The sequence below is a fragment of the Amycolatopsis sp. NPDC004169 genome (genome assembly GCF_040610315.1).
GTDB lineage: Bacteria > Actinomycetota > Actinomycetes > Mycobacteriales > Pseudonocardiaceae > Amycolatopsis.
Genome location: NZ_JBEXMD010000037.1, coordinates 12,608 through 29,842, shown reverse-complemented (window position 1 = coordinate 29,842; position 17,235 = coordinate 12,608). Strand labels below are relative to the sequence as shown.

Sequence of the window (17,235 nt, the reverse complement as noted above, 5' to 3'; positions counted from 1 at the left end):
CCGAATCGGACGGCAGCTCGACGTCCCGGGCGATCCGCGCTCACCTCTCCGGCTGCGCCAGGAGCGCCTTCGCGACGTCGTCGGCGTGCGTGATGATCGCCTCGTGCGTTCCCGGCACGAGAACCGGCTCGACGCCGAGCCGGGCGGCCAGCTCCGCGCCGGGCCGGGCGAGCGCCTGGTCGCGCTCGGCGAGGAGGTACGTCATCGGCACGTCGAGGCCGGCCAAGCCGACGTCCGCGAGGGCGTCGAGCATGTAGGCGCCCGGCTGCGGCACCAGCAGTTCGTGGACCAGCCGCTGCACCTGCTCGGGCTCGTCCTGCATGAGCGACTCACGGAACGCGGCGAAGTCCAGCTCGAAGGCGAAGTTCGCCGACGCCTCGATCGTGGCGCGGAGGTAGGCGCCGACCTCGGGCCCCATGGCGTCGGCCATCGACTCGCCCGCCCGCGGCACGAACGCGCTGACCATCGCGACGGCGCCCAGCCGCTCCCCCAGCCTCCGGGCGGCACCGGCGATCGGGATGCCGCCCCAGCTGTGGCCCACCAGCACGACGTCGGTCAGGTCCCGCCGCTCGACCTCGGCGACCAGGTACGCCACGGCGTCCGCCAACCGCACCTCGCGCGGGTCGTCCCCCGCCGACATGCCGGGCATCGTCAGTGCGACGGCCCGGTGGCCCGCGCCGGCGATCCGCCGCGCCACCGGGTGCCAGGCCCACCCGCCGTGCCACGCGCCCGGTACGAAGACGTAGTCCACCGATCCCCCTCTGACTGAAGTAGCCATCCACTCACTGGAGTCACACTCCAGCGAGTCGAGAGCTACGCTACCACGGTGCCCACCAAGAACACCGGCGGCAGGCGAGCCGAATACGCCGCCGCGACCCGGCAGGCCATCCACGACGCCGCCCGGGAACTGTTCGTCGCCAAGGGATACTTCGCGACGACGGTCGACGACATCGCCGCGGCCGCCCGGGTCGCCCCCGCCTCCGTGTACGCCGTCGTCGGGGGGAAGCAGGGCCTGCTCACCGCGATCATCGAAGCCAGGACCACCGCGCTGGACGTCGAAGAGACCTACGCCCGCATCTCGTCCTTCGAGGACGCCGACGAGCTGCTCCGCTTCATCACCCACGCCACCCGCGTCCGGTTCGAGAACGCCCGGGACCTCATGCGCGTGATCACCGACACCGCACCCCACGACCCGGCTGCGGCCCGGGCCCTGCGTGCCGCCCACGCCAGCCTTCGCACCGGCCTGGACCTCACCGCGCGACGCCTGGCCGACCTGGCTGCCCTTCGCGACGACGTCGACGCCGAAGCGGCCACCGATACGCTGTGGTTCCACCTCGGCAACGCGGCGTACTTCGTGCTCACCGACGACAACAACTGGTCCCTCGACAAGGCCGAGGGCTGGCTGCTCGCATCCCTGCGAACGGCGCTCCTCCGGCCGGCAGGCTGACCGCTCACGCCCGCAACGGACCTCGCACAAGCTCTAGAAACCGGACCGGCCGGCCCGATCCAAGCTCACGGGACCGGTGGCCGCGGCCAGCCGCAGCTTGGTCTCGGCGGCACTGCCGGGAGCGGCGGTCATGATCACGATCTTGAGCTCGGTGTCCCCGTCTCCCAGCACGTCGCAGTTCACCTCGATCGGGCCCACCGAAGGGTGGTCGATCGTCTTCTCGTCCTCGCGGTGAGCGGCCACCGCGCCGGTGGCCCACAGCTGCGCGAACCGCCTGTTGCCCGCGGTCAGCTCGAGGATCAGCCCGGCGAGGCGGGCATCGTGCGGGAACCGTCCGGTGGCGCGGCGCAGGTCGGCGACGACGGCGAGGTCCGTGGTCCCGGCGTCGAGTTCGGTCACCGGCCACCGGGCCAGGCGAGCGGGGCCCGCGTCCAGCGGGAAGCGGTCGCGGGCGAAGTTGCGCAGGCGGGGTTCCGACGACGAGGGATCGCCCAGCAGCGCGGCCCAGCTGCGGTTCCACCAGACCAGCTGCCAGTCGGCCGCGAACACCGCGACCGCGACGTCGCCGAGCCGGGAGAGCACCCGGTGGACGCCGGGCGGGATGTGGTCGGAGACCATGCCGTCCGCAGGCGGGGTGAGCCCGGCGAGCCGGTACAGGTGATCCCGTTCGGAGGCCGAGAGTTGCAGGGCCCGCGCGAGGGAGGCGACCACCTGCACCGAGGGCGTGGTGGCCCGGCCCTGCTCCAGGCGCACGACGTAGTCGACCGACAGGCCGGCGAGGTCGGCGAGCTCCTCGCGGCGCAGCCCGGCCGTGCGGCGGTTGCGGCTCACCGGCAACGCCGCGGCCGAGGGCGGCAGGCGATCCCGCCAGGTGCGGATCATCGCGCCCAGCCCGGTCCCGGGTGTCGTGGTCACGACCCCATCTTGCCCCGGCACGGACGCCGGGCCCGGCCACGACGGTGGTACTGCTGTTCCTACCGTCGGGGCATCCCTGGCCGGCCGCGCTCGGCGGGCCGAGGATCGACGGCATGACGATCACCTTCATCACCGGAGCGAACAAGGGTCTCGGCCGCGAGACCGCCCGCCGTCTCGTCGAAGCCGGCCACACCGTGCTGCTCGGAGCCCGCGACCCGGAGGCCGGGGCGAGGGCCGCCGCCGCGGTCGGCGCGCGGTTCGTGTCCATCGACGTGACCGACGACGCGTCCGTCGCCGCCGCGGCGGCCGACGTCGCCGAGCACGAGGGCGCGATCGACGTGCTGATCAACAACGCCGGCGTCCACGGCCCGGCCGGCGACCCCTCCGGCCTGACCGGCGCCGACGCGCTCGGTGTCTTCGACGTCAACGTCGCCGGAGTCGTCCGGACGACCACCGCGTTCCTGCCGCTCCTGCGCCGGTCGGCGGATCCCGTCATCATCAACGTCAGCAGCGGAATGGGGTCGCTCGCCCTGACCCACGACCCGTCGCGGGCCGAGTCCAAGGTCGTCGCGCCGCTCTACACCGCCTCGAAGGCGGCGCTGACGATGCTGACCACGCAGTACGCGAAAGCGTTTCCCGGCATCCGCGTCAACGCCGCCGACCCCGGCTACACGGCGACCGACCTCAACGGCCACAGCGGCCCGCAGACCGTCACCGAGGGCACCGACGCCCTCGTCGGACTGGCCACCGAGCGGCCCGGCGCCGGCTCGGGGCGGTTCGTCGACCGGACGGGCGAGGTCGCCTGGTCCTGAGGGCGGATCGCGGCGGTCGTCCACAGGCGGGGCGCCGGCCCCCAGAGCGTGTCGCCTGACTATTCGATCTCCCGGGCCGAGGATGGGCAAATGGTGCGCGCTGAGGTGTTCTGCGAGGAGGTGCGGGCGTTCATCGAGCCGGTGTGGCCCACTTCCGGTCTGTGGGCGGGTCACTGACGTGGCACGGCCGACAGCTCGGGTGCTGACGTTGCTCGAGCTACTGCAGTCCGGTGGCACCCGGACCTCGGCCGAGCTGGCCGAGCGGTTGAACGTGGACGGACGCACGGTGCGCCGGTACGTGGAGCACCTGCGTGATCTCGGCATCCCGGTGGATTCCGTCCGTGGCCGGCACGGCGGTTACCGGCTGGCGCGCCACTACCGGATGCCTCCGTTGATGCTCACCGACGAGGAAGCCCTGGCGGTCGTCTGGGGGCTGCTCCTGACGAGCCGGTCGAGGTCCGGGCCGGCCTCGATCGGTGACGCGGAGGCCGCCACCTCGAAGGTGCGCCGGGTGCTGCCGCCCGCCCTGGCCCGGCAGATCGACGCGGTGGTCGAAACCGTGAACTTCACCGGCGGCCGGATCGGCGAGGCCGAGCGCACCGAGGGCGGCGAGGAGGCCGGCGCGAGAGTGCTTCTCGGACTGGCGCAGGCGGCGCGGGACCGGCGTCCGATTGCCTTCGACTACCTGCCGCGGCGCGGACGTGCCCGGTCACGCACCGTCCACCCGCACGGCATCGTTGCCGTGCAGGGGCTGCTCTACCTCACCGGCCACGACGTCGGCCGCCAGGCGGAGCGGACGTTCCGCCTCGACCGCATCGCCGGCCTGCGCCTGCTGGACGGCACCTTCGAGGTGCCGGACGACCTGAACCCGGTGCAGCGGGTGCTGGGCCCGCTCGCCGCGGGGCCCGGGCGGCATGAGGTGTCCGTGCTCGTTGACGCCGACGCCACGCAGGTGCGGGGGTTGTTCCCGGAGACGCTGGCGTCGGTCGAACCGGTGGCCGGCGTCTCCGGGAACGGTCAGTGGCTGAGGATTTTCGTCCGTGCGGAACGGCTGGAATGGGTCGCGGGCAGGTTGGCCGCTCTCGATCGGCCGTTCGTCATCGAGCAGCCCGAAGCTCTGCACGGCGTCGTTGCCGCGCTGGGACGGAAGCTGATCGTCGCTGCCGGCGACAACTCAGCGTAGGACCGGTGGCATCTGGGGTGTGCGGTTCTGCTGCAGTTGCCGCGCCTGCGGCGTGACCGGTGTGTAGAGGTTGACGAGTGCGCCTTCGGGGTCGCGGATCAGGACGGACAGGTTGCCCCAGGGCATCAACGTCGGCTCCTGCACGATGTCGAGGTCGTCGCCGAGTTCGGCCTTCATGTGGGCGAACAGGGCTTCGACGTCCTCCACGACGAACTCGACGATGGCGGTGCGGTTGGCGGCCGCCCGCGGTGGGTTGTCCGTGATGAAAGCGACCCGCTCCGGCGTGCTGAGCGCGAAGGTCGCGGACGGTGTCACCAGCTCGACGAAGTCGTCGGTCAGGTACCGCGGGGTGGCGCCGGTGAGGACCGCGTAGAAGCGGACGAGCCGCGGCAGGTCGTCGGTGATCACGCGGACGGAGGCCAGCTGGACGGTGTTCGGTGTCATGATCGCGACGCTATCCCCGATACCGGACACAACCTGTCCGGATTGGGCCACCGCGACCAATGGGCGCTGCCCTCGCTCGACGCTTCGGCCGTACCGCTGTTTTCCGCCGGACCGCCCGGGCCTGTCGAGATTGCCAGCAGGGGGCCGGATTCCTAGGATCTCGGCACCACGAGCCGGAGTGCTCGATCATCTGGGAGTTCGGAGGTTCACCGATGGCGCGTGCCGGCCGGCGAAGAGCCAGCAGCGGGCTCGACCGCCGAGGAGGTGCTGCGGAAGGCCGGGGCTGGGGGCGTCCGATCGGGACAGGCGAATTTTCGCGGCTCCCCGGGGAGCCGCGGAAAGCGGACGCCGCCCAGGAGGAGCGCCGCGCGCGGCTGGAACGGCAGGCCTGGGAAGCGGCGGGCGCGCAGCTGCGTGCGGGCACGCGGATCCGCTGGGCGGTCGTGGTCGCGGGCGCGGCCGTGGTGGTGGCCGGCATCGCCGTGCTGACGACGATGTCCCGCCCGGCGCAGCCGCCGCGCGAGGCGGCGTTGTGGTCGGTGCCGCTCGAGCCGGCCGTCCCGCTGCCGTCGAGCAGCATCCCGGCTCCGTCCGCCGCGCCCGCGACTTCGGCCACGATGGCCGCCACGACCTCGGCCACGCCGACACCGCCGCCGACCCGCCGGAGCGTCACCCCGCCACCACCGCCGGCCGCCCCCGCCCCGCACTGCCCGACCGCCGAAACGGCCAAGCTCAACGACGACGCGAACGGCATCGTCTACAACGGACCGTGGTACGCCGCCGGCCGGCGCGGCCTCGGCGACTTCCACGACGACGTCCACGCCACGAGGGCGGACGGCAGCTGGGTCAGCCACACCTTCACCGGGATCGGCATCGCGCTGGTCAGCGAGACCTACTCCGACGAGGGCCGGATGGACATCTACCTCGACGAAGTCTTCCAGCGCACGGTCGACACCACGAGCCAGGTCCGGCACGCCCAGCAGAGCGTGTTCAGCGTCTGCGGCCTGTCCCCGGGCCGCCACACCATCCGGGCCGTCAAGCGCAGCGGCACCTACATGCTGCTGGACCGCTTCGACGTCACACCGTGAGCCGGTCGCGCAGGGACAAGGACCGCGCGCGCAGAGGCAAGCCGGGAGAGCCCCGAGCTCCCCATACTTCCGGTCCAAGCCGACCGAAGACGGTCCCGTCGACCGAGGAGCAGCCATGAGCGGATCGGGTCCCGGGCAGGACAGCACCTCGCTCGCCAAGAACGTCCTGGGCGTGCCCGGCATCGTGTTCCTGGTGCTGGCCGCGGTGGCGCCGCTGACCGGGATGGTCGTGGTCGCGGCCATCGGCATCGCCGTCGGCAACGGCGGCGGCATGGTCGCCGCGTTCCTCCTCGCCACGGTCGTGCTGCTGCTGTTCGCCGTCGGCTACGCCCAGATGTCGAAGGTCCTGACCAGCGCGGGCGGTTTCTACGCCTTCGTCGTCAAGGGCCTGGGCAGGACCATGGGCCTGGTCGCCGGATTCGTCGCGATGCTCGGCTACAACTGCTTCGTCGCCGGCGCCATCGGCACCAGCGGGTTCTTCACCGGCGCCGTCCTCGAGGACGTCTTCGGGCTGGACCTCGACTGGATCGTCTGGAGCGCGGTCTCGGTCGTGCTGGTCTTCCTGCTCAGCCGGCGCGGCATCGACGTCAGCGCGAAGGTCCTCGGCGTCTCCCTGGTCCTCGAGGTGTCCATCCTGCTGATCATGGACTTCGGCGTGCTGTTCCGGCACGGCTTCTCGTTCGACGTCTTCGATCCGTCCGTCATGCTCCAGGGCGCGAGCGGGCTGGCGTTGCTGTTCGCCGCGAACGCCTTCATCGGCTTCGAAGCGACCGCCCTGTTCGGCGAAGAAGCGAAGAACCCCAAGCGGACGATCCCGCGGGCGACCTACATCGCCATCGGCTTCATCGGGGTCTTCGCCGCCTTCACCACCTGGGCCGTGGTCACCGCGATCGGCGTCGCGCAGGCCCAGGACGTCGCCACCGCGCACCTGTCCACCGGAGACCTCGTGTTCTCGGTGTCGCAGGACTACCTCGGCGACGCGCTGACCAAGGTGATGATGCTGCTGCTCGTGGTCAGCCTGTTCGCGGCCCTGCTGGCCCTGCACAACTCGGCGACCCGCTACCTCTACGCACTGGGCCGCGTCGGCGTCCTGCCCCGGCTGCTGGGCCGCACCCGCGCCCGCAACGGCGCGCCCCAGCACGCCGCCCTCGCCCAGCTGGTCTTCGGCTCGGTGGTGGCGCTGCTGTTCCGGCTCACCGGACTCGACCCGGTCGCCGACCTGACGGCCAGCATGACCGGCTTCGGCACGCTCGGCATCCTCGCCCTGCAGCTGCTCGCGGCGCTGGCGATCCTGGTCCACTTCCGCCGCACCCGCGACCCCCGGCTCACCCGGACGCTGCTCGCGCCCGGCCTGGGTGCGGTGGGCCTCGGGCTGATCGTGACCCTGGCGATCATCAACTTCCCGACCCTGGCCGGCTCCAGCAACGGCCTCGTCCCCCAGCTGCCCTGGCTGCTGCTGATCGTCGCCCTGGCCGGGCTGCTGGCCGCCGCCTGGCTGCGCAAGCGCCGCCCGGCCGTGTACCAGGCCTTGGACACCGACCTCGAACGCGAGCCGGCCGCCACCCTCGGCATGGTAGGGGAAACGTCGTGACCGAGCTTCCGACACCGCGAACCGGCTCATCGGAGGGTCAGGGGTCTCGTCTTCCGACCGGGCGGCAACGACTGCCCGGCGGTCAGGAGCCGGTGGGGCTCTGGTCGTCGCGGCGGGTGCTGCCGGCTTGGCGGGCGGCCCATTCCTGCCCCCAGGCGGCCAGGCGGCGGCGGTTCAGCACGTGCACGGCGCCGCGGTAGGCGAACACGAACAACGACACCGCCGCCGCACCGAGGGTTGCCGCGCCCAGCGGGGCGCCGAGGACCGCTGCCGTCATCGTCAACGGGCGCTCCGCCGGTGCGCCCGTTTCGTCCACCCAGATCTCGACCTCGTGGCCCGCGACCGTGCCCGCCGGCCCTGCCACCTCGCCCACTCGCTGCTGTCCGTCGCGCGTGCGCCACGTCGCCTGCGTCGGAGCGGAGTCGAAGGGCGTTCCGCCGCGTCCCCCGGAGACCGGCTCGGGACCGTCGGCCAGCAGGACCGCCGTCACCGTGTAGCGCGTGGCCGTCTGCGCACGGGATTCGGCCGCCGTGGCCGAGTATTCGCCGATGCCGAGCAGCACCGCTCCCCCCGCTGCCGCGAGCGACAGGAGGATGACCAGCGCCAGGAGCCGGGCCTGCAGCCGGTCCGACGGGCGGACCAGCGGGCCGCGGCCCGGCAGGAGACTGCGCCGGAGCCGGGTCAACCGCATCCTGGTGTCCATCGCTCCTGCCCTCCGGTTTTCTCGGGAAGTCTTCGCTCTGGCACCCGCAGCCGGACGCACCCGCGCTCGGCATCACGGCTACGGGGCCCTAAGGTCCGCGGTGCAGCACCTCGGCCACGGCCCGGCGCGGGCTGGGCGGGTCCGCTTCCGCGGTGTAGCCGATGCGGAGGAGGGCCTGGGGGAAACCGGCGAGCCCGAGGTCTTCGCCCAGCGCCGAGCGCACCTCCGGCAGGTGCAGCGGCTGGGTCAGGACCGCGCCGGCCAGACCGAGGTCAACCGCCGCGAGCCAGGCGCGTTCCATCGCGTAGCCGGCCCGGACGTGGTCGAGCCGCGAGTCGTCGGCGGTCACGAAGAGCAGCAGCGTCTCGCCGGCCAGGCGACGCTCGAGTTCCGGGATTTGCGGGATTTCGGTCGCGCGGCGGACCAGGCCGGCCCAGGGCACCGAACCGGCCGGGATCCGGCTGGCGGGGATGCCGACGCCGTGCCGGTGGGCCGGTTCGTCCCGGATCGTCCACAAGGACAGCTCCCGCTGGTACGCGCCGTCCTGCCGGAAGGTTTCCGCGGCGAAGTGCAGCAGCCGGGCCACGGCGGCGACCTCGTGGACGGGACGGGCCTCCACCCCCGGCGCCCCGCCTGCCGCGGCGATCCGCCGCAGCACGGCCGTGGGCACTGCCACGCCTTCGAACGGCGCGCGGTGACTGGCCCGGCGGGCGATCGCCCCGTGGCAGCGGAGCTCCTCGATCGCCGGCGCGGCCGGTTCGCCGACGTCGATCCGGGCCAGGAGATCCGGCTGTCCGTCCTCGGGCAGGAACGCCACCGTGCAGGAGCGGCCCAGCGTGCGGACCGCCAGCTCGAGATTGGCCACCGCGGCACCGCAGGAAGCGGCGCGGTCCCGGCCGTGCGGGTCGTGGTGCGGGAGTGCCGGTTCGGCGCGTTCGCGCACCGACAGCTGCATCGAAGTCACCTCGAGCAACCAGGGTTGCGTGTTGTGCACCGACGGCGCCCGCATCATCGACCGGACCAGCACGTCGGTCTCGGCGGGCGTCCAGCCCGGTGCTTCCACAGTGGACACAAGATCACCCCATCCGGGACAGGTGCGGGAAAATCCGCCGGTGCCGGCGCAGGCGGTCCAGCAGCTCGCCGCGGTCACCGCGCAGAGCCGGCGGCACGGGTGGCGCGGACGTCCCCCCGGCGGACCGGATCGCCGCGACGAAGCCGCGGACCCGGGCCGGGCTGGGCACGAGCTCGCCGCCGAGGTAGGCCAGCACCAGCAGGTCCTCGCCGGAATGGGTTTCCATGGCGAACGCCCAGCCGTGCCGTTCGTCCCACAGCAGCGCCATGTCCCGGCCGGGGTGGCGGGGCAGGCGCACGTCGAGGGCGATGTACGCCGAGGCGGGGGTGTCGAGGTCCACCGTGCAGGACTCCTCCCCCACGCCGACCGCGGCGCTCACCGCGGCCAGGTAGCCGGTCAGCCCGCTGCGCAGGCCGTGATCACGGTCGATTCCGGTGAGCAGGGAAATCACGCTCCAACGCCGGGTTTCGTGCACCGGCCACAGCGGACCGGCTCGGTTCGGGACCCGACGGTACGTTCGCGCGTGCGCCTGCGGATGGCGTCGTCGGTCCCTCGGGGCAGGGACTTTCGTCACTTGCATTCCGCGGCCCGGCCGGACGCCCGCGACTGGTGGCCGGTGTCCCCGGTCCCGGTGACTTTCGTCCCCGGCGCGTGGGCCGCCCGCAAGCCGATCCTGGCCTCATGCACGGACCATGGGCCGACGTGCGAGAGACCCACATCGGTGCGGTCTTCCTCGTCGGGGACCTCGCGTACAAGCTGAAGAAGCCGGTCGACCTCGGCTTCCTGGACTTCTCGACGCGCGAAGCACGCGAACGGGCGTGCCACCGGGAGGTGGCGCTCAACCGGCGGCTGGCACCGGACGTCTACCACGGCGTTGCCGACGTCACCGGTCCCGGCGGCGAGGTCCGCGACCACTTGGTGGTGATGCGCCGGATGCCCGAGGAGCGGCGGCTCTCGACCCTGGTCCGGCGCGGCACGCCGCTGACCGCGGCGATCCGGGCGCTGGCCCGGCACCTGGCCGCCTTCCACGCCCGGGCGGCACGCGGGCCGGAAATCGACGCCGACGAGACCCGCGACGCCGTCCGGAACCGGTGGCGTGACAGCTTCGCGCAGGTCCGGCCCTTCCACGGCGAGGTGCTCGACCCGGCCACCGCCGGCGAGATCGAAGAACTCACCGAGGAGTTCCTCGCCGGCCGCGAACCGCTGTTCGACCGCCGGATCGCCGAGGGGCACGTCGTCGACGGGCACGGGGACCTGCTGGCCGATGACATCTTCTGGCTCGAAGACGGTCCGCGCGTGCTGGACTGCCTGGAGTTCGACGACCACCTCCGGCACGTCGACGTGCTCGACGACGTCGCCTTCCTCGCGATGGACCTCGAGCGGCTCGGCGCTCCCCGGCTCGGCGAACAACTCCTGCGCGACTACCGCGAGTTCGCCGGAGACCCCGCTCCCCCGGCGCTGGTGCACCACTACCTCGCCTACCGCGCGTTCGTCCGCGCCAAGGTCGCCTGTCTCCGGCACGCACAGGGCGATCCGCAGGCGGCCGGGCTGGCCCGCGAGTACGCCGACCTCACGCTGGAGCACCTGCGGTTCGGCCGGGTGCGCCTGATCCTCGTCGGCGGCGAGCCGGGCACCGGCAAGTCCACCGTCGCCGGCGGGCTCGCCGACCGGCTCGGCGCCACGTTGCTGCAGTCCGACCGGCTGCGCAAGGAACTGGCCGGGCTCACGCCGGTCCGGCGGCCCGCCGAGGGCTACCGCGAAGGCCTCTACGACGCCGACCACACGAACGCGACCTACACCGAGCTCACCCGCCGTGCCGGCGAACTGCTGGCGCTCGGCGAGACCGTGGTGCTGGACGCGTCGTGGAACGCGGCGCGGCACCGCGCACTGGCCGCCGCGGCCGCGGGGCGGACGAGCAGCCCGCTGGCCGCGATCCGGTGCCTGGCACCGGAAGCGATCGCCGCGCACCGCATCATGACGCGGACCAGTGCGTTGTCGGACGCGACCCCGGACATCGCCCGCCGGATGGCCACGGACGCCGACCCGTGGCCCGAAGCGCATCCACTGCAGACCGCCGGCACGCCCGCGGAATCGCTCGCGCGCGCCGTGGCCTGCCTGGTGCCCGAGCACCGAAAGTCCCCTGAGCGAAGGCACTCCGGCCCTCCCGGCAGCGGGCACCGCGGTGCGAAGGTCGAGCCGGAAACCACCCCCGAGGACGAGGAAAGCCGATGACGGACCGAGCATTCCCGGACGACTTCACCGTCAAGACGGCGGTCGCGATGGCGGTCCGCGCACCGTCGGTGCACAACTCCCAGCCGTGGTTCTGGCGGGTCGGCCACAGTTCGCTGCACCTCTACGCCGACCCGGACCGGCGGTTGCCGGAGACCGACCCGGACGGCCGTGACCTCGTTCTCAGCTGCGGTGCCGCGCTGCACCACGCCCGGGTCGGCTTCGCCGCGCTCGGCTGGGCCGCGGAAGTGCACCGGCTGCCCAACCCCGGCGAACCCGACCACCTCGCCGCGATCACGCTGCACCCGCACGACCCGTCCCAGGACGAGATCGCGATGGCTGCCGCCATCCCGCGACGGCGGACCGACCGGCGCCGCCACAGCTCCTGGGTGGTCCCGCGCGGGCACATCGAAGCGATGTCCCGGGCGGCCGCGCTGGAAGGCACCGTGCTGCAGGCCGCCGGGAACTCCGCGCGCTACTACCTGGCGACGGCGATCGAGGAGGCCGCGGACCGGCACGCCGGTGATCCGGCGTACCGCACGGAACTGGCGGCGTGGAGCGGGCGCCACGTGTCCCCCGACGGGGTCCCGGCCCGCAACACCCCGGCACCGGACGACACGCCGGGTGCGCTGCGGACCCGGCCCTTCGCCGACCCGCTCCTGGCCCAGCCGGCCGGGGCCAAGGCCGAGGACGACGAGACGGTCCTGCTCGTGCTGAGCACCGCCTCCGACGACCGCATGTCGCGGCTGCGGGCGGGCGAAGCGACAAGTGCGGTGCTGCTGACGGCGAACGCGTTCGGGCTGTCGTCGTGCCCGCTGACCGAGCCGCTGGAACTGCCGGACGTCCGCGACACCGTGACCGAGCACGTCACCGGCGGGTCGTTCCCCCAGATGGTGCTGCGCATCGGCTGGGCCCCCGCCAACGCCGAGCCGCTGCCCGCCACCCCGCGCCGCGACCTCGATGACGTGCTGCAGCCGCTCGAAGCTCCCCCGAAGCACTTCCAAGCCCACTAGCGAAGGAGCCGGTCATGCCGTACTGGAATCACCCCTGGACCATGGGCTGGGCCGGCGGCATCGGCATGCTGGTGCTGATGGCGCTGGTCTTGGCCGCGCTCGTCGTCCTCGCCGTCGTCCTCGCCCGGCGGGGACCGCAGCCGCCACCGCCTGCCGACACGGCCCGGCGGATCCTCGACGAACGGTTCGCCCGCGGCGAGATCGACCAGGACGAGTACGAACGCCGCCGGGACGCCCTCACGAGGACGCGATGACCCCTGCGCGGCCACGGCCACCACGGCGAAAACCGGTGTGCCGGGAAACCGCCGATCGGCGGAGGTTCCGGATGTTCACCCGGTTCGACCTCCAGGACCAGGTCCGGCGAGTCGTCATCGACATCGCGTACTGAGAGGACGTCATGGACCGGCTCAGCCCGCTCGACGCCGCGTTCCTCGAGATCGAGGACGAGGACCCGGGATCGTCGCTGGCCATCGCCTCGGTCGCGATCGCCGAGGGACCGGTGCCGGACCAGGACGAGTTCGTCGCGGCCGTGCTCGCGCGGCTGGCCGGGATCCCGCGGTACCGGCGGAAGGTGCGCACGGTGCCGTTCGACCTCGGGCCGCCGGTGTGGGTCGACGACCCGGCGTTCGACCCTCCCGCGCACTTCGGGCGGGTCGCGCTTCCGGCGCCGCACGACGAGAACGCGCTCTGCGAACTGGTCGCCCTGCTGATGGGCGAACGGCTCGAACGCGACCGGCCGCTGTGGGAGTTCTGGGTGATCGAGGGCCTGCCGGACGGGCGCTGGGCGATCCTGACCAAGGTGCACCACGCCCTCGCCGACGGACTGGCGGCGACGCGGCTGCAGACCGTCCTGTTCGGCGACGCCCCGGCCGACCCGCAGCCGGCCGCCGAGGCGGCCGACCCGGGCACGGCCATGCTGCTGCTGGACGCGGCCGGCTCGCTGCTGCGGACGCCGTGGACACTGACCCGCCTGCTCGGCCGGGAGCTGCTGCACCCGAACCGGCTGGCCCGCCGCGTCGGCGATGCCGCCCGCGGTCTCGCGGCGATGACGTCCGCGCTGCTCCCGGTGTCGCCCACGCCGTTGACCGGCCCGCTCGGGCGCGACCGGCGCTACGCGACCGTCTCCGTGCCGCTGGCCGACGTCCAGGCCGTCGCGCGGGCGTTCGACGTCACGGTGAATGACGTCCTGCTGGCCGCGGTCGCCGGCGGGTTCCGGGAACTGCTGCTGCAGCGCGGCGAGACGCCCGCCGCCGACAGCGTGCGGTCGCTGGTGCCGGTGTCCGTGCGGACCGGCACCACGCTCGACAACGAGGTCTCGCTCCTGCTGCCGCTGCTGCCGGTCGACCTGGCCGACCCGGCGCAGCGGCTGGTCCGGGTGCACCGGCGGCTGGGCACGCTGAAGGCCGCCAAGGAGGCCGACGCCGGCGCGCTGCTCACCGCCACCGCGGCGCACGAGCCGTTCGCCCCGGTGGCGTGGGCGATCCGGGCGGCGGCGCACCTGCCGCAGCGCAACATCGTCACGGTGGCGACCAACGTGCGCGGTCCCGCCGAGCCGCTGTCCGCACTGGGCCGCCCGATCGTCCGGATCCACCCGTACGTGCCCATCGCGCTGCGGGTGCGGATCGGCGTGGCCATGCTCAGCTACGCCGGTGAGGTGACGTTCGGGATCACGGCGGATGCGGACAAGGTTCCCGACACCGACGTGCTCGCCAAGGCGATCGAGCGGGAGTTCCCGGCGCTGCTGGCGGAGGTCCGCTGATCACCGGCCGGCCGCGGCGGCGAACTCCGCCGCCAGCGCGTCGACCAGTGCCTCCGGGTCGCGGATCAGCTTCCGATCGGTGCCGAAGCCGAACCGCACTTCGCCGGCGTAGCTGAAGATGCAGACGGTGATCGCCTGGCGGCCGCTGCAGGGTGCCCAGCCGACGATCCCGGACACCTCCGCACCCGCCAGCGTCATGCGCGCCCGCGGGCCGGGCACGTTCGTCAGCACCCCGACCGCCTTGCCGGCGAAGAACCGGCTCAGGGGCAAGCCGACCGGCGCCGGGCTCTGCGCGATCACGTACTGCACCCCGAACGTCAGCGCGGGCTCGAAGGAATCGCGGATCCGGGCCACCCGCCGGTGGACCTCGGCGAGGCGCTCGGCGAACGTCCGGCGGCCCAGCGGCAGCCGGGCCAGCACCAGGGAGAAGTGGTTGCCGAGGGTGGCCGGGAGCTCGCCGTCGAAGGACGACAGGCTCACCGGGATCAGCCAGCCCAGGTCCGACGGCCCGGGCCGGGCGGTTCCGTGAGCCGTGAAGTACCGGTCGAGTGCCCCGGCGACGAGCGCGGTGCAGACGTCGTTGATCGTCGTCCCGGTGTCGTGGCCGATCCGGCCGAGGGTGACCAGCGGGACCGGGTCGCTCCAGGCCGCGGTCTTCTCGACGCCCGGTTCACCGTCCCACAGCCCGGTGGCCGTGGACGGGCCGAGCAGCTCGCCGGTCCCGGTCGCGCTGTGCCAGAGCGTCGTCGCCGCGCTCGCGACGGTGTCGACCGCACGCCGGGGGCCGCCGTCGAGAGCCGCCGAAAGGAAGCCGGCGACGGCACCCGTGGCCCCCACCGCCGCCGTCGCGCCGAGCAACGGCACGGCGACCGCGGACTCCAGCACCGGGTGCACGCGGGCCGCCTGCTGCTGCACTCGCGCGCTGGTCTCGTCGAGGGCGCGGAGCACGGTGGCGCCGAGCCGGACCACCGGCTGAGCCACCGGTTCTCGGTGGGGCGCGGCCCCGCCGACCTTCGCGTGCGGCGCTGTCTCGCCCTCGACCGGATCCAGGAGGCTGAACAGGACCTGCGTCAACCGGATGCCGTCGGCCATCGCGTGGTGGGTGCGGCAGACGAGCGCGCTGCCGCCGCGGTAACCCTGCAGCAGGTCGATGCTCCACAGTGGACGCTTCGGGTCGAGCGGCTCACTACGCCGCGCCGCGACGAACGCCTGCAGAGCCGTCTGGTCGGCGGGTGCCGGGAGGTCCTGCACGACGAGGTGCTTGCCGAGGTCGAAGCCGGGATCGGTCTCCCAGGCCAGGGTGCGGCCGTGCCGGACCGCTCGCTGGAAGTACACCGGGTACCGCGCGAGCAGGCGGTCGGACACCAGCGACCGCAGGCGTGCGGGGTCCACCGGGGTCCGCGTCCAGAGCACCGAGGTGACGACCATCAGGTTCTCGGGCCGGTCCAGGTGCAGCCACAGGCTGTCCTGCGCCGGTATCCGGCGGTGCGGCCCGACGGTTTTCCGCGTGTTCGGCACCGTTCCACTGTGCGGCGGCAGCGGATCCGGCGAAAAGGGCCGGAAGTCCTCCGGCCGCGCAGCCGAGGACCCTCCCGCCGCTCCCCGTCCGGGCGCATCGTGAACGCATCGGCCGGCCCACCGGAGCATCGGAGAAGACTCATGTCCCCCACCCACGTAGTCGTCCTGGGCAGCGGGTTCGCCGGGCTGGAGACGGCGTTCGCGCTGCGCGCGCTGGCGAACCCGGACCGCGTCCGGATCACCCTCGTCTCCGACCGGGACGACTTCCTGTTCCGCCCCGACGGCATCTACCTGCCCTTCGGCGCGGCCGAGGCGCCGCTGCACGTGCCGCTCGCAAAACCGTTGCGGCGCCGGGAGATCGAGGCCAGGGTGGCCATCGCCGAAGGCGTCGACACCCAGCGCGGCGTCGTGCACACCTCCCACGAACCGGTGCCGTACGACCACCTGGTCATCGCCACCGGCGCCGCGATGCGCCCCGAGGAGGTGCCCGGCCTGGCGGAGTACGCGCGCACCGTGTGGACGCCGGGGCAGCTGCACGCACTGGGCGAGCAGCTGCAGTGGGTGGCGCAGCACGCCCGGCACGGCCGCCTGCAGCAGGTCCTGTTCCTCGTGCCGCCCGGCAACAAGTGCGCCGGCCCGCTGTACGAGATCACGCTGATGCTGGACACCTGGCTGCGCCGTCGCGAAGTCCGCGACAACGTCCAGATCGCCTTCGCCACCTCCGAAAGGAGCTTCGTGCAGGCGTTCGGGCCCAAGCTCCACGACGTGGTGGCGGCGGAGTTCGCCGCCCGTGGCATCGAGGGCCGCACCGGCGTGGAACCCGACAAGGTGAGCGAGCTCGAAGTGGCGTTCACCGACGGCTCGGCGCAGGAGTTCGACCTGCTGGTGGCGTTCCCGCCGTACGTGGCCGCCCAGCGCTTCGAGGGCCTCCCCGCCGACGACCGCGGCTTCCTCGTCTGCGAGGAACGCAAGCGCGAAGTGCTCGGGCACCCGGGCGTCTACGCGCCCGGCGACGCCGGCGACTTCCCGGTCAAGCAGGCGTTCCTGGCTCTCCTGCAGGCTCAGGCGGTGGCCGGGCAGATCGCCGCCGACGCCGGCGTGCACCTGCCGGGTCCCGGGTTCGAGCCGGTGAGCACGTGTGTGCTGGAGATGTTCGACAAGGCGACGTTCGCGCAGGTCCCGCTGTCGGTGACCGGCGATCCGGTCCGCCCGGTCGTCGTCGACCAGGACGCGCTCGAGCACTACCGCGTCGGCACGTCCGCCCTCTGGCGACTGGGAAAGAAGGCCCTCGGCACGTACGTCCCGGGCCGGTTCCGTGCCGGGCTGCCGGTGCACGCGGGGGCGGGCTGGGACTCGATGGCCTTCGGCCTGCGGGGCGCAACCGTTGGCTGGCCCGGTGAGCCCGAAGCGGTTCACCAATCGTGAAGCCGGTTCGAGGAGCTGAGCCCTCGAACCGGCTAT

The 17,235-nt window shown here is 73.1% G+C and carries 17 protein-coding genes; 10 read left to right on the top strand and 7 right to left on the bottom strand.

Annotated features, from left to right (window positions below):
- Window positions 1-40: 40 nt before the first annotated feature.
- The gene (locus tag ABZX11_RS36300; RefSeq protein ID WP_354921884.1) at window positions 41-751 is read right to left on the bottom strand and encodes an alpha/beta fold hydrolase; all 711 of its coding nucleotides are present in this window, start codon (window positions 749-751) and stop codon (window positions 41-43) included.
- Window positions 752-826: 75 nt separating this feature from the next.
- Here ABZX11_RS36300 and ABZX11_RS36295 point away from each other — a divergent pair, with 75 nt between their 5' ends.
- Window positions 827-1,447: a TetR/AcrR family transcriptional regulator gene (locus ABZX11_RS36295; protein ID WP_354921882.1), complete on the top strand. Its 621-nt coding sequence runs from the start codon at window positions 827-829 to the stop codon at window positions 1,445-1,447.
- A gap of 33 nt (window positions 1,448-1,480) precedes the next feature.
- Here the strand turns inward: ABZX11_RS36295 and ABZX11_RS36290 are convergent, their stop codons facing one another.
- The gene (locus tag ABZX11_RS36290; RefSeq protein ID WP_354921880.1) at window positions 1,481-2,362 is read right to left on the bottom strand and encodes a helix-turn-helix transcriptional regulator; all 882 of its coding nucleotides are present in this window, start codon (window positions 2,360-2,362) and stop codon (window positions 1,481-1,483) included.
- Between the two features lie 113 nt (window positions 2,363-2,475).
- Here ABZX11_RS36290 and ABZX11_RS36285 point away from each other — a divergent pair, with 113 nt between their 5' ends.
- Entirely contained in the window at window positions 2,476-3,174 is a 699-nt protein-coding gene (locus ABZX11_RS36285; RefSeq protein ID WP_354921877.1) for an SDR family NAD(P)-dependent oxidoreductase, read from the top strand.
- A gap of 178 nt (window positions 3,175-3,352) precedes the next feature.
- On the top strand, window positions 3,353-4,357 hold the full coding sequence (locus ABZX11_RS36280) for a YafY family protein (RefSeq protein WP_354921874.1): 1,005 nt from the start codon (window positions 3,353-3,355) through the stop codon (window positions 4,355-4,357).
- Here ABZX11_RS36280 and ABZX11_RS36275 read toward each other — a convergent pair.
- Complete coding sequence (locus ABZX11_RS36275; RefSeq protein WP_354921871.1) at window positions 4,349-4,801, bottom strand: VOC family protein; 453 nt, start codon at window positions 4,799-4,801, stop codon at window positions 4,349-4,351. The genes ABZX11_RS36280 and ABZX11_RS36275 overlap by 9 nt on opposite strands.
- A 212-nt stretch (window positions 4,802-5,013) precedes the next feature.
- On the opposite strand from ABZX11_RS36275, the gene ABZX11_RS36270 reads away from it, so the two are divergent.
- Window positions 5,014-5,889: a hypothetical protein gene (locus ABZX11_RS36270; protein WP_354921868.1), complete on the top strand. Its 876-nt coding sequence runs from the start codon at window positions 5,014-5,016 to the stop codon at window positions 5,887-5,889.
- A 115-nt stretch (window positions 5,890-6,004) separates the two neighbouring features.
- Window positions 6,005-7,480, top strand: coding sequence for an APC family permease (locus ABZX11_RS36265; RefSeq protein WP_354921865.1), 1,476 nt, complete (start codon window positions 6,005-6,007; stop codon window positions 7,478-7,480).
- Window positions 7,481-7,562: 82 nt separating this feature from the next.
- On the opposite strand, the gene ABZX11_RS36260 is transcribed toward ABZX11_RS36265, so the two are convergent.
- The 3 genes from ABZX11_RS36260 to ABZX11_RS36250 form a co-directional block, all read right to left on the bottom strand.
- Entirely contained in the window at window positions 7,563-8,183 is a 621-nt protein-coding gene (locus ABZX11_RS36260; RefSeq protein WP_354921862.1) for a hypothetical protein, read from the bottom strand.
- 88 nt (window positions 8,184-8,271) lie between these two features.
- On the bottom strand, window positions 8,272-9,255 hold the full coding sequence (locus tag ABZX11_RS36255) for a nitroreductase (protein WP_354921859.1): 984 nt from the start codon (window positions 9,253-9,255) through the stop codon (window positions 8,272-8,274).
- A gap of 4 nt (window positions 9,256-9,259) precedes the next feature.
- The gene (locus ABZX11_RS36250) at window positions 9,260-9,706 is read right to left on the bottom strand and encodes a DUF6292 family protein (protein ID WP_176178387.1); all 447 of its coding nucleotides are present in this window, start codon (window positions 9,704-9,706) and stop codon (window positions 9,260-9,262) included.
- A gap of 251 nt (window positions 9,707-9,957) precedes the next feature.
- On the opposite strand from ABZX11_RS36250, the gene ABZX11_RS36245 reads away from it, so the two are divergent.
- From ABZX11_RS36245 to ABZX11_RS36230, 4 genes are all read left to right on the top strand, one after another.
- Window positions 9,958-11,487: an AAA family ATPase gene (locus ABZX11_RS36245; RefSeq protein ID WP_354921856.1), complete on the top strand. Its 1,530-nt coding sequence runs from the start codon at window positions 9,958-9,960 to the stop codon at window positions 11,485-11,487.
- On the top strand, window positions 11,484-12,497 hold the full coding sequence (locus ABZX11_RS36240) for an NAD(P)H nitroreductase (RefSeq protein WP_176177187.1): 1,014 nt from the start codon (window positions 11,484-11,486) through the stop codon (window positions 12,495-12,497). The genes ABZX11_RS36245 and ABZX11_RS36240 overlap by 4 nt, the downstream gene beginning before the upstream one ends.
- A 14-nt stretch (window positions 12,498-12,511) precedes the next feature.
- Window positions 12,512-12,751, top strand: coding sequence for an SHOCT domain-containing protein (locus tag ABZX11_RS36235; protein WP_354921852.1), 240 nt, complete (start codon window positions 12,512-12,514; stop codon window positions 12,749-12,751).
- A 143-nt stretch (window positions 12,752-12,894) separates the two neighbouring features.
- On the top strand, window positions 12,895-14,256 hold the full coding sequence (locus tag ABZX11_RS36230; protein ID WP_354921849.1) for a wax ester/triacylglycerol synthase family O-acyltransferase: 1,362 nt from the start codon (window positions 12,895-12,897) through the stop codon (window positions 14,254-14,256).
- Here the strand turns inward: ABZX11_RS36230 and ABZX11_RS36225 are convergent, their stop codons facing one another.
- The gene (locus tag ABZX11_RS36225; RefSeq protein WP_354921846.1) at window positions 14,257-15,774 is read right to left on the bottom strand and encodes a WS/DGAT domain-containing protein; all 1,518 of its coding nucleotides are present in this window, start codon (window positions 15,772-15,774) and stop codon (window positions 14,257-14,259) included.
- 141 nt (window positions 15,775-15,915) lie between these two features.
- Between ABZX11_RS36225 and ABZX11_RS36220 the strand changes: the two genes are divergently transcribed.
- On the top strand, window positions 15,916-17,199 hold the full coding sequence (locus tag ABZX11_RS36220) for an FAD/NAD(P)-binding oxidoreductase (protein ID WP_354921843.1): 1,284 nt from the start codon (window positions 15,916-15,918) through the stop codon (window positions 17,197-17,199).
- Window positions 17,200-17,235 lie beyond the last annotated feature (36 nt).